The sequence below is a fragment of the Paracoccus sp. SMMA_5_TC genome (assembly GCF_009696685.2).
Classification (GTDB): Bacteria; Pseudomonadota; Alphaproteobacteria; order Rhodobacterales; family Rhodobacteraceae; genus Paracoccus.
In genome coordinates this window covers 348,650-362,747 of sequence record NZ_CP102355.1, presented here as the reverse complement: position 1 = coordinate 362,747, position 14,098 = coordinate 348,650, and the positions used below count along the sequence as shown (strand labels likewise).

Sequence of the window (14,098 nt, the reverse complement as noted above, 5' to 3'; positions counted from 1 at the left end):
TCAAAATGCGGTCACAAATCGTTAATAAGGCGCCATTTTTACAAAACCGTAACAAGACTTTCGCGATTCTGATGGCGCTAACAACGATTTTACGCGGGGTCACAGGGGTTTGGCGGAAATGCGCGATTTCACCGCCTTGCCCAGCGGGTGGCGAATTGCGATGTTGGTGGCGCCGAAAGACGGGGACCGCCATGACCATCTCACGAGAACGTGTGCTTGAAGTGCTTGCCGCGATCGATGTGCCGGGGGGCGGAAACCTGGTTTCGCGGGATTTCGTCCGCGCGCTGGGCGTCGAATCGGGGGTGGTCCGCTTTGTCATCGAGGCGCCGGACGCCGCCTATGCACGCAATCTGGGCCGGGTCGAGGCCGAGGCCCAGCGGCGGCTTGCCGAGCTGCCGGGGGTCGAAAAGGTGCAGATCGTCACCACCGCGCCTTCGGCCCCTGCCGGCACCACGCCCCCGGCCGCACCCCGGGCCGATGCGCCGTCGCTGAAGATCGGCCGCCACCCCACGCCGCAGGCGGGGCCGGCACCGGTCAGCGGTGTTGATCGCATCCTGGCCATCGGCTCGGGCAAGGGCGGGGTCGGAAAATCGACCTTGACGGCCAATCTGGCCGTGGCGCTGGCGCGACAGGGCCGTCGGGTCGGGCTGCTGGATGCCGATATCTATGGGCCGTCGCAGCCGCAGATGCTGGGGCTGACCGGACAGCGGCCGAAAAGCGACGGCGAGACGATCGAACCCCTGCACGCCCATGGCGTCACGGTGATGTCGCTGGGACTGATGATGAAGGCAGGCGAGGCGGTCGTCTGGCGCGGGCCCATGCTGATGGGGGCGCTGCAACAGATGCTGACCCAGGTCAAATGGGGCCGGCTGGATGTGCTGCTGGTGGACCTGCCGCCGGGCACGGGGGATGTGCAGCTGTCGCTGTGCCAGAAGGCGCGGGTGACGGGGGCGATCATTGTCTCGACGCCGCAGGACGTGGCGCTGATCGACGCGCGCCGTGCCATCGACATGTTCGGCAAGCTCAAGACCCCGGTGCTGGGCCTGGTCGAGAACATGTCCAGTTATGTCTGCCCCAACTGCGGGCACGAGGCGCATCTGTTCGGCCATGGCGGTGTCGCGGCCGAGGCCCGGGCGCTGGATCTGCCCTTCCTGGGCGAGATCCCGCTGGATCTGGACCTGCGGCTGGCGGGGGATGCCGGCATCCCGGTCGCGGCTGGCAGCGGTCCTGTGGCCGAGGCCTTTGCCCACCTGGCGGCGCGGCTGGTGGCCGGCGGGATGGCCTGATCCTGATTCGGCCCGCTGCGGTTCGTCCTGTCCATGACGCATCGCGGCATGCGGATGCAGGTGGTTGGTGATCGCCCTGCGCCCGAAGCTGGCTTGGGATTTTACGGGAAAGCCCGACCTTCCCCGAATCACCGCGGCGTGAATGACCGTGATCTGCACGGCCGAATCTGCGCCACAAGGCGCGCATTCCGGGCATTGGAACGAGGTTTCCCGCCTGCCGCCGGCGTGTGGACCATTTTCGGGAAAATCTGGGACCAAATTGCCACAGATCAATCGCCCACTACATATGGTGTGATGCGTAAGTAGTCTGTCTACTTATGGGACAGTGGCAGCGATGGTAAATACAGGTTCCCGAGTCGTTCACCGGCGAACCCCTGCCGGCCCCTGCTTGGGCCCCAAACAAATCCATTGCGTCCCGTAAATTCCCATGGCATCCCTGACCTCACGGAACGGGCATAGGGGCGGCAAGACCCCGCAGGCGACAAGCAGGCTTTCATACAGGCAACCCGCTTCCGAACATGACCTTGCCGCGTGCGAGCAGCACCTCCCCCAGGTGGCGCGAAAGGCAGGGTGCGATCCCCGAAACTACGGGGCCCAGAGATGGGAACGAGGGCGGCGGATCGGGCAGTGGCAGCAGCCCGATCCGCCCTTTCCTTTTCGGGCGACCGGAAAGGCCGGGACAGTGGAAGGAGTGCGCGCCGTTGGCACGCCGGTTCAGAGGGTCGGAAGAGGTCAAGGTGGACGCGAAGGGTCGCGTTTCCATCCCCGCCAAGTTCCGCCGCGTCTTTGAAGCCTGCGACCCCGACTGGGACACCGGCAAGCGCGCGCAGCTGGTCATCGTCCATGGGACGCGCGACTGGAAATACCTGCAGTTGTTCACCATCGCCGCGATGGAGGAAATCGAGGCCGGCATCGCCCGGATGCCGCGCGGCAGCGCTGCCCGCAACTTGCTGGAAAACATCTATCAGGGCCACGCTGACGAGGCCGAGATCGACGGTGACGGTCGTCTGGTCCTGCCGCAGAAACTGCGCGAAAAGATCGGGCTCAGCGACAGTGCCTTCTTCATCTCGGCCGGCGACAGTCTCAAGGTCTGGTCGCCTGAAGCCTATGCCGAGGAAGAACGCGCGCTCGAGGCCCGCGTCCCCGAACTGGAACCCGGTGCCGACCCGCTGTCGCTGTTGTCGCTGGCGCCACAGGAGGGGGGGTAGGGCATGGCCGATGCTCCCCATCTGCCCGTCCTGCTTGGCCCGCTGTTGCGGGCCGTTGCGCCTGTGACCGGCACCTGGATCGACGGCACATTCGGCGCCGGCGGTTATGCGCGCGGCCTTCTGGCGCAAGGTGCCGAACGGGTCATCGGCATCGACCGCGATCCTTCGGTCTTTGCCCTGGCGGCGGCCTGGGCCGGCCAGTATGGTGACCGGCTGCGTCTGGTCGAAGGCACGTTTTCCGATCTGGACCGGCTGGCGGGCGAACAGGTCGATGGCGTGGTGCTGGACCTGGGGGTCAGTTCGATGCAGCTGGACCAGGCCGAGCGCGGCTTTTCCTTTCTGCGCGATGGCCCGCTGGACATGCGCATGGGTAGCGATGGCCCGACCGCGGCCGATCTGCTGAACAGCGCCCCCGAACAGGTAATCGCGGATGTGCTGTATCTGTATGGCGAGGAACGCGCCGCGCGCCGCATTGCCCGTGCCATCGTCGCCGCGCGGCCGCTGACGCGCACCGGGCAGCTGTCCGATATCGTCGCCGGCTGCCTGCCGCGTCCCAAGCCGGGACAAAGCCACCCCGCGACCCGTGCCTTTCAGGCCATCCGCATCTGGGTGAACGACGAATTCGGCCAGCTGGTCGAGGGGCTGGCCGCGGCCGAACGGGCTCTGCGCCCGGGCGGCAAGCTGGCGGTGGTCAGCTTTCATTCGCTCGAGGACCGCATCGTCAAGCGCTTCATGCAGGCGCGATCGAACAGTGCTGGCGGCGGCAGCCGTCATGCCCCGGAAAGCCAACGCGACGAGGCCGCATTTCACCTGCCCTTTCGTCGCGCCATCGGCCCGGACGAGGCGGAACTGGCCGCCAACCCGCGCGCGCGCTCGGCCCTGTTGCGCGTGGGTATCCGCACCCAGGCCCCGGCCGGCCGTGTTGCCCCCGGACTGCTGGGCCTGCCGATGCTGAACGAGCGGAGGGGCTGATGCGTTCGCTGCTGTATGTGATGACCACGCTGATCGTGATGGGACTGGCCTTCTGGGCCTATCGCGAGAATTATCGCACCCAGGCCGCGATCAACGACATGGCCAATGTCCAGCGTCAGATCGGTGCGCTGCGCGAAGAACTGGGGGTTCTGCGCGCGGAATGGGCCTATCTGAATCGCCCCGAACGGCTGCGCAATCTGGTCAATCTGAATTTCGACAAGCTGCGGCTGGTTCCCTTTGGCGCCGAGCAGTTTGTCGATGTGGGACAGGTCGCCTTTCCCGTGACCCGGCCCGGCGAAGCCGCCGAAGGCCCCGACGCGGCCCTGACCCCGCGCCCACCAGGATTTCCGCCCCGCCGACCACAGGAGACGACGCCATGATCCGCACGCCCTTGCGCCCGCTGGCCCGCATCCTTCGCGCCCGCGCCAACGGTGAAAATCCCGATACGATCGAGGCACAGAACCGGGCGCAGCGCCATGCCGAAATCCAGGAAGGTGCGCGCCGCAGCGCCCGCGGGCGGCTGGTGTTCATGTCCTGTGCCTTTGCGCTGGCCTTTTCGATCGTGGGGGTCAAGATGGGGGTGCTGGCCTCGACCCAGCCGCGCGAACCCCGGGTGCAGACGACGGGGGCGCAGATCATCTCGCAGCGTGCCGATATCACCGACCGCCACGGCCGGGTGCTGGCCACCAACCTGCTGACGCATTCGCTTTATGCGCACCCCCACCAGATGGTCGATCCGCAGGGCGCCGCGCGCGAGCTGGCACGCATCTTTCCCGATCTGGACCGCGAGCGTTTGCTGAAGGATTTTACCGGCAAGCGCACCTTCGTCTGGATCAAGCGCAAGATCAGCCCCGAACAGATGCAGGCCGTCCATGACATCGGCGAACCGGGGCTGCTGTTCGGCCCGCGCGAGATGCGGCTTTACCCCAATGGTCACATCGCCAGCCACATCCTGGGTGGCGCCACCTTCGGCAAGGAGGATGTGGCCAGCGCCGAGGTGGTCGGCGTCGCCGGGGTGGAAAAGGCCTTCGACCGCTGGCTGCGCGATCCGGCCAATGACGGCGCGCCGCTGACCCTGTCGCTGGACCTGACCGTGCAGGCCGCGATGGAGGAGGTGCTGGGCAACGGCATGAAGGTGATGAACGCCAAGGGCGCCACCGGCATCCTGATGCATGTCAAGACAGGCGAGATTCTGGCCATGGCCAGCCTGCCGGATTTCGACCCCAACGACCGCCCGCGCCCGCTGCTGAAGGGCGATCCTTCGGACAGCCCGCTGTTCAACCGCGCGGTGCAGGGTCAATACGAACTCGGTTCGACCTTCAAGATATTCCCGGTGGCGCAGGCGCTGGACCTGAAGCTGGTCAGCCCGGCGACGATGATCAATTCCAAATCGCCGATGCGCATCGGCAAATATCTCATCAACGATTTCCACAATTACGGCGGTCAGCTGTCGGTGGCCGACATCATCGCCAAGTCCTCGAACGTGGGCACGGTGCGGGTGGCCCAGCTGGTCGGGGTCGAGCGCCAGCGCGACTTTCTTGAGAAGCTGGGCTTTTTCGAGCCGACCACGATCGAGATGAGCGAGGGCCCGACCGGCAAGCCGCTGGTGCCGTCGCGCTGGCCGGCGGTCACGGCGGCAACGGTGTCCTTTGGTCATGGACTGGCGGCCAGCCCGCTGCATCTGGCGGCGGCTTATGCCACCATCGCCAATGGCGGCAAGCGGGTGCGGCCGACACTGGTCCATGAGCGCAGTCCACGCGAGGGCGAGCAGGTCTTGTCCCCGGCGGCAGCCAATACCGCCATGCAGCTGTTGCGCCAGGTCGTCACCCGCGGCACTGCCCGCAGCGCCAATGTCGAGGGCTACGAGGTCGCGGGCAAGACCGGCACCGCCGACAAGCCGCGTCCGCAGGGCGGCTATTACCGCAACAAGGTGGTGGCGACATTCGCCTCGGCCTTTCCGGCCAGCGCACCGGAATATGTGCTGGTGCTGACGCTGGACGAACCTTCGGTCGGGCTGGCGGGTGGCGGGGAAAGCCGCACCGCCGGCTCGACCGCCGCCCCCGTCGCCGGCGAGCTGATCCGCCGCGTCGCCCCGCTGCTGGGCCTGCGGCCGATGGTGGAAACGCCGCTGCCCATGGTTGAACGGCCGTTGCCGGATGGGCTAAAGCTCGTCTCGAACTGATGAACGGAGGATCCGTGGCACAGCGGGCGATGCGGCTGTCCCTTTTGGGGCTCAGGGGGGACAAGGGGCGCGACCCCGAGGTGACGGGCATTTCCGTCGATTCGCGCCAGGTCAGGCCAGGTCATCTGTTCGCGGCGCTGCCCGGATCGACCGTGCACGGCGGCGAATTCATCCAGTATGCGCTGCGCCAGGGCGCCTGTGCGGTGCTGACCGACCGCCGCGGCGCCGAAATCGCCGCCGAGCTGCTGGCGGATTCACCGGCGGCGCTGGTGGTGGCCGAGGATCCGCGCGCCGCGCTGGCGGGTGCGGCTGCGCTGTGGTTCGCCGCCCAGCCCGACACCATGGTCGCGGTCACCGGCACCTCGGGCAAGACCTCGGTCGCGACCTTTACCCGCCAGATCTGGCAGGCGCTGGGACACAGCGCCATCAGCCTGGGCACCATGGGGGTGCAGGGCGACTATCAGGCCAAGCTGGCCCATACCACGCCCGACCCGTTGACCTTGCACCGCGTGCTGGCCGAGGCCGCGGCCGCCGGCGTCACCCATGCCGCGATGGAGGCCAGTTCGCACGGGCTGGACCAGCGCCGGCTGGACGGGGTGCGGCTTAAGGCGGCGGCCTTCACCAATTTCAGTCAGGATCATCTGGATTATCACCGCGATTTCGATGAATATTTCGCCGCGAAGGCGCTGCTGTTCGATCGCGTCCTGGACGAGGGCGCGGGCGCGGTCATCAACATCGACGACCCGCGCGGCCGGCAGATGGCCCGGATCGCGCGCGACCGCGGCCTGGTCCTGACCACCATCGGCCGAGACGAGGGCGCCGATCTGCGCATCCTGGGCCAGCGTTACGATGCCACCGGGCAGGACTTGCGCTTCAGCCATCTCGGCCAGGCGCATCTGGTGCGGCTGGCGCTGATTGGCGGGTTTCAGGCCGAAAACGTGCTGGCGGCGGCGGGGCTGGCGATGGCGGCGGGGGACGATCCGGCCCGCGTCATCGACACGCTGCCCGGCCTGACCACGGTGCGCGGGCGTATGGAACTGGCGGCGGTGCGCGACAACGGTGCCGCGGTCTTTGTCGATTACAGCCACAAGCCCGGCGCCCTGGCCTCGGCGCTGCAATCGCTGCGGCCGCATGTGATGGGACGCATCATCGTGGTCTTTGGCGCCGGCGGCGACCGCGACCGGCTGAAACGGCCGCTGATGGGCGAGGCGGCGCGCGATTTCGCCGATGTCGTCTATGTCACCGACGACAACCCCCGCAGCGAGGATCCTGCCGCCATCCGCGCCGAAGTTCTGGCTGGCGCCGGACCCGAGGCGATCGAGGTCGCCGACCGGGCCGAGGCGATCCTGCGCGGCGTCGATGCCCTGCAACCCGGCGACGCGTTGCTGATCGCCGGCAAGGGGCACGAGACCGGGCAGATCATCGGCAATGACGTGTTTCCCTTTGACGACGCCGAGCAGGCATCGGTCGCCGTCGCCGCGCTGGATGGCAAGATATGACGCTTTGGACTGCGCAGGATGCGGCCGCCGCCACCGGCGGACGCGCAACCCGTGATTTTGCCGTTACCGGCGTTTCGATTGACAGCCGCAGCTTGACGCCGGGCGATCTGTTCGTGGCGTTGCAGGCGGCGCGTGATGGCCATGATTTCGTCGCCCAGGCGCTGGCGCGCGGCGCCGGCGCGGCCCTGGTCAGCCGCATCCCCGAAGGTGTCGCCCCCGACGCGCCGCTGCTGCTGGTGCCCGATGTGTTGCAGGCGCTGCAGGCGCTGGGCCGGGCCGGCCGCGCGCGGATGCAGGGTCGGGTGATCGCGATCACCGGTTCGGTCGGCAAGACCTCGACCAAGGAAATGGCGCGGGTGGCGCTGGCGGGGCAGGGGCGCGTTCATGCCGCCGAAGCCAGCTACAACAATCATTGGGGCGTGCCCCTGACCCTGGCGCGGATGCCGGCGGACACCGATTATGCCATCATCGAGATCGGCATGAACCATCCCGGCGAGATCGAGCCGCTGGCCCGACTGGCCCGCCCGCAGGTGGCGATGATCACCACCGTGGCCGCCGCCCATCTCGAGGCTTTCGGCGCCATCGAGGGGATCGCGCGCGAAAAGGGCGCGATCTTTGCCGGGCTGACGCAACCCGGCACCGCGGTTCTGCCCGAGGATCTGGCGGTGACGCCGATCCTGCGCGACTGTGCCGACCGGGCAGGGGCGCTGGTCATCGGATTTGGCGACCAAGGCATGGCACGGCCGCTGACGGTCCGGACCGGCGATGGCGCCACCCGCGTGCGCGCCCGCATCCTGGGCGAGACTGTCGATTTCACCCTGGCCAGCGCCGGCACCCATTTCGTTATGAACGCGGTCGGCGTGCTGGCGGCGCTGGCTGCAGCGGGTGCCGATCTGGCGCAGGCCGCGCGGGATCTGGGCGACTGGCGCCCTGTGGTGGGACGCGGCGCGGTCGAGGATCTGGGCGGTATCCGCCTGATCGACGACGCCTATAATTCAAACCCGACCTCGCTGGCGGCGGGGCTGGCGACGCTGGCGCGGCTTGACGGCGGGCGGCGGGTCGCGATTCTGGGCGATATGCTGGAACTCGGCCCCGAGGAAATCGGCATGCACGCCGACATGGCCCGCGACGCGGCGATGCAGGCGGTGGACCTGGTCCATACCGCGGGGCCGCGGATGCTGGCGCTGCACCAGGCGCTGCCCGAGGCGCGGCGCGGGCGCCATGCCGAGACCGCCGCCGAACTGGCCGCGCAGGCCGACACGCTGGTGCAGACCGGCGATATCGTGCTTGTGAAAGGGTCGAAGGGCTCGAAAATCTCGATGGTGGTTGACGCGCTGCGACAGTCACGCCAAAGCACGCCGCCTGGCGAAAGGACCGCGTAATGCTGTATTGGCTGACCAACCTGTCGGATGGCGGGGATTTCTTCAACCTGTTCCGCTATATCACCTTTCGGGCCGGCGGCGCCTTCTTCACCGCGCTGCTGTTCGGCTTTCTGTTCGGCCGGCCGCTGATCGACCTGCTGCGGCGCAAGCAGAAAAAGGGGCAGCCGATCCGCGACGACGGACCGCAGAACCATTTCTCAAAGGCGGGAACGCCGACCATGGGCGGGCTGCTGATCCTGGCGGCGCTGGTGGTCGGCACGCTGCTGTGGGCACGGCTGGACAATGGCTATGTCTGGATCGTGCTGCTGGTGACGCTGGCCTATGCCGCCATCGGCTTTGCCGACGACTATGCCAAGGTGACCAAGCAGCATCACGCCGGCCTGTCGGGGCGCATCCGGTTGCTGCTGGGGCTGCTGATCGCGGGCTGTGCCGGGACGGCGGCGGCCTGGCTGCACCCTGCGGGGCTGAGCGGCCAGCTGGCGCTGCCGTTCCTGAAGGATACGCTGATCAACCTGGGCGTGCTGTTCGTGCCCTTTGCGGTGCTGGTGATCGTCGGCGCGGCCAATGCCGTCAACCTGACCGACGGGCTGGACGGTCTGGCGATCATGCCGGTGATGATCGCCGCCGCCAGCTTTGCCGTGATCGCCTATATGGTCGGCAACGCCAATTTCGCCAATTATCTGGGCGTGCATTTCGTGCCCGGCACCGGCGAGCTGGCGGTGTTCGTGGCGGCGCTGATCGGCGGCGGCCTGGGGTTCCTGTGGTATAACGCGCCGCCGGCGGCGGTGTTCATGGGCGACACCGGCAGCCTGGCGCTGGGCGGGGCGCTGGGCGCGATTGCGGTGGTGACCAAGCATGAAATCGTGCTGGCCATCGTCGGCGGCCTGTTCGTGGTCGAGGCGCTGTCGGTCATTATCCAGGTGCTGTATTTCAAGCGCACCGGCAAGCGCGTGTTCCTGATGGCGCCGATTCATCACCATTTCGAAAAGAAGGGCTGGGGCGAGGCGCAGATCGTCATTCGCTTCTGGATCATCGCGCTGATCCTGGCGCTGATCGGTCTGGCGACGCTGAAACTGCGCTGATCCCGCATCCCGCTAGCAAAGGCAGCATCATGATTCCGGTTCAAGGCGTCGAAGGTCAGACCATAGCGGTTCTGGGGCTGGGCCGGTCCGGCCGCGCCACCGTGGCGGCCCTGGCGGCCGGGGGCGCGCGGGTGGTGGTCTGGGACGACGGCGCCGATACCCGCGCCCAGGCCGAAGCCGACGGGCTGACGGTGCTGGACCTGACCCGCGACCAGAACTGGGATGGCATCGCGGCGCTGATCACCAGCCCCGGCATCCCGCATCTTTACCCCCGCCCGCATCCGGTCATCGCCATGGCCTATGCGCGGGGGGTGCCGGTCGACAATGACATCGGCCTGTTCTTTCGCAGCCTGGCCACGCGCGACTGGGATCAGTTCGACACGCCGCCACGCGTGATCGCGGTCACCGGCTCGAATGGAAAATCCACCACCACGGCGCTGATCCATCACATCCTGCGCGAGGCCGGCCGCCCCACCCAGATCGGCGGCAATATCGGCACCGGCGTTCTGTCGCTGCGCCCGGCCGAGGAAGGCGAGGTGATTGTGCTGGAACTGTCCAGCTATCAGACCGACCTGGCGCGGGCGCTGACCCCGGATGTCGCGGTGTTCACCAACCTGTCGCCCGACCATCTGGACCGGCACGGCGGCCCGGGCGGCTATTTCGCCGCCAAGCGCCGGCTGTTCGCCGAGGGCGGCCCCGATCGCGCGGTGATCGGCGTGGACGAAATCGAGGGCCGCTATCTGGCCGATCAGCTGGCCATGGGCCCGATGGACGACCGGGTGATCCGGGTCTCCTCGGGGCAGAAGCTGGACGGCTTCGGCTGGACGGTGTTCGCACGCAAGGGGTTCCTGGCCGAATACCGCAAGGGGCGGCAGGTGGCCTCGATCGATCTGCGCGAGGTCAAGGGCCTGCCGGGCGAACACAACCACCAGAATGCCTGCGCCGCCTATGCCGCCGCCCGCGCCGTCGGCGTCGCCCCGCGCGAGATCGAGCGCGCCTTCCACAGTTTTGCCGGTCTGCCGCATCGCAGCCAGACGGTGGCGGAATTTGGCGGCGTGCGCTGGGTCAACGACAGCAAGGCCACGAATGTCGATGCCGCCGCCAAGGCGCTGACCGCGTTCCAGAACATCCGCTGGATCGCCGGCGGCATGGGCAAGGATGGCGGCATCGAGGCGTTGCAGCCGCTGCTGGGCGCGGTGGTCAAGGCCTATCTGATCGGCCACTCCGCCCGCGATTTCGCGCTGCAACTGGGGCAGACCCCGCATGAGGTGCTCGAGACCATGGACCAGGCCGTGGCCCGTGCCGCGGCCGAGGCGCAGCCCGGCGACACCGTGTTGCTGGCGCCGGCCGCCGCCAGCTTCGACCAGTATCCGAATTTCGAAAAGCGCGGCGAGCATTTCACCGCCCTTGTCCAGGCGCTGCGCGACCAGGGCGCATAGCGGCAGTCGATATGAACAGGGCCCCGGTTGCGGGGCCCTGTCGGTTTGTGGCGATTTCACCAGCTTCAGAAGCTGTAGCCGATGCGCACGCCCACGCCCCAGGCTTCGCTGTCGTTCATGCGGGCGACCTCGCGCTTGGCGCCGCTGGGGCCCACGCCCAGGGTGGCATCGCCCAGCTTGGTGTAGTTGATGCCGGTGGTGATCTTCATGTTGTCGCGGGTATAGACCGCGGCCAGGGTCACCCCCTTGCGGCCATTGACCGGCGCCAGCGGCGAAACGGTCTCGCCCTCGCTGGGTTCATAAAGGAACGACATCGATCCCGACCAGTTCTCGGTGAACTTGCGGCCCACGCCGATGGTGTAGGTGGTGGTGTCCTCGACCTCGACCAGCGGGATGGAGCCGGCGGGCGAGGCAATGGGGAACAGGAAGTTGTCCACCTGGAATTCGGACCATTTCACCCAGCGGATCGAACCGAACAGCAGCGTGTCGGCGGCAATGCCGGTCTGGCCTTCAAGCGTCCAGCTGCGCGGGGTCTTGACCGTGTAGTTGCCGCTGAAGGTCGCCGGCAGCGGGCCACCGCTTTCGGTCATGTCGAAATCGTGTTCGATGGGCGAATTGTAGGTCAGCGACACCCGCGCCGCGATCTCGGGCACCTCATAGGCGACGCCGGCGACCCAGCCCACGCCCCAGGCACCGTCGATGTCCAGATCATAGCCAGACGTGGCGGCGTAGCCCGCGCCGCGCAGGCTGACCAGGCCGTCGGCATGCGAACCCCGGATACCGCCATGGACCGAGAAGTTGTTGTCGAACTTGTAGCGCAGCAGGGCGGTATAGGTGGTCGAGTTCACCTCGACCCGGGTGCCACCCAGCACCGGCGATCCGCCCGGCGCGGTCGGATAGCGGATGTCGGCGCCAAAGGGCTGTTCGACGATCAGCACGCCCGACAGGTTTTCGTTGAACTGATGCTTGTAGGACAGCCCGAAAAAGCCATAGCCCTGCGCCACATCGCCGGTGGCAAAGCCGGCCACATCGGTGCCGCGCACGCTGGGATCGACGCCGCCAAAGCTGAGTTCGGCGTAATTTCCCTGTTCGAACAGTGGCGCCAGCGATTGCGGCGCGCGTTCGATCCCGCCGGCAAGCACCGGCGCGGCGCTGGCCAGCAGGGCCCCGATGCCGGTGATGATCTTGTTCATATGTTCCTCCCCTTGAATCGGCCGTTCGCGGGCCGCTACGCAAAGCCTGCGGCACGCGCCACGGTTGCGTCAATCACCCGCCCCGCGTGACGCCGCGTTGAACCGGCCCTTGCCGTTGCGGCGTGGCCGCAGAGCCACGGCTGCCGTGCGGCGAAAGCCGTGCGATGACTGCGTCTTGGGCTGGACATTCGGCATGGCGCATGAAATGGGAAACTGCCAAACGAACCGCTGACAAGGATGTTCCCATGCAGATTCGTGAGGCCTTGACCTTCGACGATGTTCTTCTGGTTCCTGCGGCATCCTCGGTGATGCCGTCGACCGCCGATGTGACGACCTATGTCACCCGCAGCATCCGGATGAACATTCCGCTGCTGTCGAGCGCCATGGACACGGTAACCGAAAGCCGCATGGCCATCGCCATGGCCCAGGCCGGCGGAATTGGCGTCATCCACCGCAACCTGACCGCCGAACAGCAGGCCGACGAGGTGCGCCGCGTCAAGCGGTTCGAATCGGGCATCGTCTATGACCCGGTGACGCTGACGCCCGATCAGACCATAGCCGATGCCAAGGCGCTGCAGGCGCGCTACAATGTCACCGGCTTCCCGGTGGTGGATGCGGCGGGCCGCGTCGTCGGCATCATCACCAATCGCGACATGCGCTTTGCCAGCAGCGATGCCATGCCGGTCAAGGCGGTGATGACCAGCGAAAACCTGGCCATCCTGCGCGAGCCGGCCGACCGTGCCGAGGCCATCGGCCTGATGAAGGCGCGACGCATCGAAAAGCTGCTGGTCACCGATGCTGCCGGCAAGCTGACCGGGCTGTTGACGCTGAAGGATACCGAGCAATCGGTGCTGAATCCGCTGGCCTGCAAGGACGCCCTCGGGCGGCTGCGCGTCGCCGCCGCCTCGACCGTGGGCGACGAAGGCTATGAACGCAGCCTGGCGCTGATCGAGGCTGGCGTCGATCTGGTGGTGATCGACACCGCGCATGGTCATTCCGAAGGCGTGGCCCGCGCGGTCAGCCGTATCAAGGCCCATGCCGGCGATGTGCAGGTCGTTGCCGGCAATGTCGCCACCGCCGCCGCGGCGCGCGCGCTGGTCGATGCTGGCGCCGATGCGATCAAGGTGGGCATCGGGCCGGGGTCGATCTGCACCACCCGCATCGTTGCAGGCGTAGGCGTGCCGCAGCTGACCGCGATCATGGACGCGGTCGCAGGCGCGGGCGATGTGCCGGTGATCGCCGATGGTGGCATCAAGTATTCGGGCGATTTCGCCAAGGCGATCGCTGCGGGCGCCAGCTGTGCCATGGTCGGTTCGGCCATTGCCGGCACCGACGAAAGCCCCGGCGAGGTGATCCTGTATCAGGGCCGCAGCTTCAAGTCCTATCGCGGCATGGGCAGCCTTGGCGCGATGGCGCGCGGCTCGGCCGACCGCTATTTCCAGAAGGACGCGGCCTCGGACAAGCTGGTGCCCGAAGGGATCGAAGGCCAGGTGCCCTACAAGGGTTCTGCCGCCGCGGTCATCCACCAGCTGGTGGGCGGTCTGCGGGCGGCCATGGGCTATACCGGCAACGCCACCATCGAGCAGATGCGCGGGGGCTGCGAGTTCGTGCGTATCACTGGCGCGGGCCTTAAGGAAAGCCACGTGCACGACGTCCAGATCACGCGAGAGTCGCCGAACTATCGTCTTGGATAATAAAGGATTTGCGTCGATTTAAGGCTGCCCGTTCCGTGCAGGGTCGGGCACCATATTTCAACCACTTACGCCAGTATCAGCGCGCTGAACTGATGCAGACTGATGCTGAAACGATAGGGTGGCCAATTTGCTGATGCAGCGACGCGCCGCCGTCGTCGCCA

At 67.2% G+C, this 14,098-nt stretch carries 11 protein-coding genes; 10 read left to right on the top strand and 1 reads right to left on the bottom strand.

The genetic code is table 11. From position 1 onward, the window contains the following. Window positions 1–191 precede the first annotated feature (191 nt). The 9 genes from GB880_RS01795 to murD all read left to right on the top strand — a co-directional run bounded on the left by GB880_RS01795 (window position 192) and on the right by murD (window position 11,050). Window positions 192–1,286 carry an Mrp/NBP35 family ATP-binding protein gene (locus GB880_RS01795; RefSeq protein ID WP_154493923.1) on the top strand — a complete coding sequence of 365 codons (1,095 nt, stop codon included), beginning with the start codon at window positions 192–194 and terminating at the stop codon, window positions 1,284–1,286. Between the two features lie 737 nt (window positions 1,287–2,023). Further along, window positions 2,024–2,494: a division/cell wall cluster transcriptional repressor MraZ gene (gene mraZ / locus GB880_RS01790; protein ID WP_263467242.1), complete on the top strand. Its 471-nt coding sequence runs from the start codon at window positions 2,024–2,026 to the stop codon at window positions 2,492–2,494. Window positions 2,495–2,497: 3 nt separating this feature from the next. Then, on the top strand, window positions 2,498–3,466 hold the full coding sequence (gene rsmH, locus GB880_RS01785; protein WP_154493921.1) for a 16S rRNA (cytosine(1402)-N(4))-methyltransferase RsmH: 969 nt from the start codon (window positions 2,498–2,500) through the stop codon (window positions 3,464–3,466). Further along, the gene (ftsL, locus tag GB880_RS01780; protein WP_154493920.1) at window positions 3,466–3,846 is read left to right on the top strand and encodes a cell division protein FtsL; all 381 of its coding nucleotides are present in this window, start codon (window positions 3,466–3,468) and stop codon (window positions 3,844–3,846) included. Before rsmH ends, ftsL begins: the two co-directional genes overlap by 1 nt. Then, window positions 3,843–5,648 carry a peptidoglycan D,D-transpeptidase FtsI family protein gene (locus GB880_RS01775; RefSeq protein WP_154493919.1) on the top strand — a complete coding sequence of 602 codons (1,806 nt, stop codon included), beginning with the start codon at window positions 3,843–3,845 and terminating at the stop codon, window positions 5,646–5,648. The genes ftsL and GB880_RS01775 overlap by 4 nt, the downstream gene beginning before the upstream one ends. 29 nt (window positions 5,649–5,677) lie before the next feature. Next, window positions 5,678–7,147, top strand: coding sequence for a UDP-N-acetylmuramoyl-L-alanyl-D-glutamate--2,6-diaminopimelate ligase (locus GB880_RS01770; RefSeq protein WP_154493933.1), 1,470 nt, complete (start codon window positions 5,678–5,680; stop codon window positions 7,145–7,147). After that, window positions 7,144–8,529, top strand: coding sequence for a UDP-N-acetylmuramoyl-tripeptide--D-alanyl-D-alanine ligase (locus GB880_RS01765; RefSeq protein ID WP_154550479.1), 1,386 nt, complete (start codon window positions 7,144–7,146; stop codon window positions 8,527–8,529). The genes GB880_RS01770 and GB880_RS01765 overlap by 4 nt, the downstream gene beginning before the upstream one ends. Further along, window positions 8,529–9,611: a phospho-N-acetylmuramoyl-pentapeptide-transferase gene (gene mraY / locus GB880_RS01760; protein WP_154490796.1), complete on the top strand. Its 1,083-nt coding sequence runs from the start codon at window positions 8,529–8,531 to the stop codon at window positions 9,609–9,611. Before GB880_RS01765 ends, mraY begins: the two co-directional genes overlap by 1 nt. Before the next feature lie 29 nt (window positions 9,612–9,640). Continuing rightward, on the top strand, window positions 9,641–11,050 hold the full coding sequence (gene murD, locus GB880_RS01755; RefSeq protein ID WP_154490799.1) for a UDP-N-acetylmuramoyl-L-alanine--D-glutamate ligase: 1,410 nt from the start codon (window positions 9,641–9,643) through the stop codon (window positions 11,048–11,050). A 65-nt stretch (window positions 11,051–11,115) separates the two neighbouring features. Here the strand turns inward: murD and GB880_RS01750 are convergent, their stop codons facing one another. Continuing rightward, window positions 11,116–12,243: an OmpP1/FadL family transporter gene (locus GB880_RS01750; RefSeq protein ID WP_154490802.1), complete on the bottom strand. Its 1,128-nt coding sequence runs from the start codon at window positions 12,241–12,243 to the stop codon at window positions 11,116–11,118. A gap of 245 nt (window positions 12,244–12,488) precedes the next feature. Between GB880_RS01750 and guaB the strand changes: the two genes are divergently transcribed. Further along, complete coding sequence (guaB, locus tag GB880_RS01745) at window positions 12,489–13,937, top strand: IMP dehydrogenase (protein WP_154490805.1); 1,449 nt, start codon at window positions 12,489–12,491, stop codon at window positions 13,935–13,937. Window positions 13,938–14,098: the final 161 nt, after the last annotated feature.

Coding starts and splice junctions, on each gene's coding strand:
- GB880_RS01795 (WP_154493923.1), top strand. CDS start 192: ATGACCATCTCACGAGAACGTGTGCTTGAAGTGCTTGCCGCGATCGAT.
- rsmH (WP_154493921.1), top strand. CDS start 2,498: ATGGCCGATGCTCCCCATCTGCCCGTCCTGCTTGGCCCGCTGTTGCGG.
- ftsL (WP_154493920.1), top strand. CDS start 3,466: ATGCGTTCGCTGCTGTATGTGATGACCACGCTGATCGTGATGGGACTG.
- GB880_RS01775 (WP_154493919.1), top strand. CDS start 3,843: ATGATCCGCACGCCCTTGCGCCCGCTGGCCCGCATCCTTCGCGCCCGC.
- GB880_RS01770 (WP_154493933.1), top strand. CDS start 5,678: ATGCGGCTGTCCCTTTTGGGGCTCAGGGGGGACAAGGGGCGCGACCCC.
- GB880_RS01765 (WP_154550479.1), top strand. CDS start 7,144: ATGACGCTTTGGACTGCGCAGGATGCGGCCGCCGCCACCGGCGGACGC.
- mraY (WP_154490796.1), top strand. CDS start 8,529: ATGCTGTATTGGCTGACCAACCTGTCGGATGGCGGGGATTTCTTCAAC.
- murD (WP_154490799.1), top strand. CDS start 9,641: ATGATTCCGGTTCAAGGCGTCGAAGGTCAGACCATAGCGGTTCTGGGG.
- GB880_RS01750 (WP_154490802.1), bottom strand. CDS start 12,243: ATGAACAAGATCATCACCGGCATCGGGGCCCTGCTGGCCAGCGCCGCG.
- guaB (WP_154490805.1), top strand. CDS start 12,489: ATGCAGATTCGTGAGGCCTTGACCTTCGACGATGTTCTTCTGGTTCCT.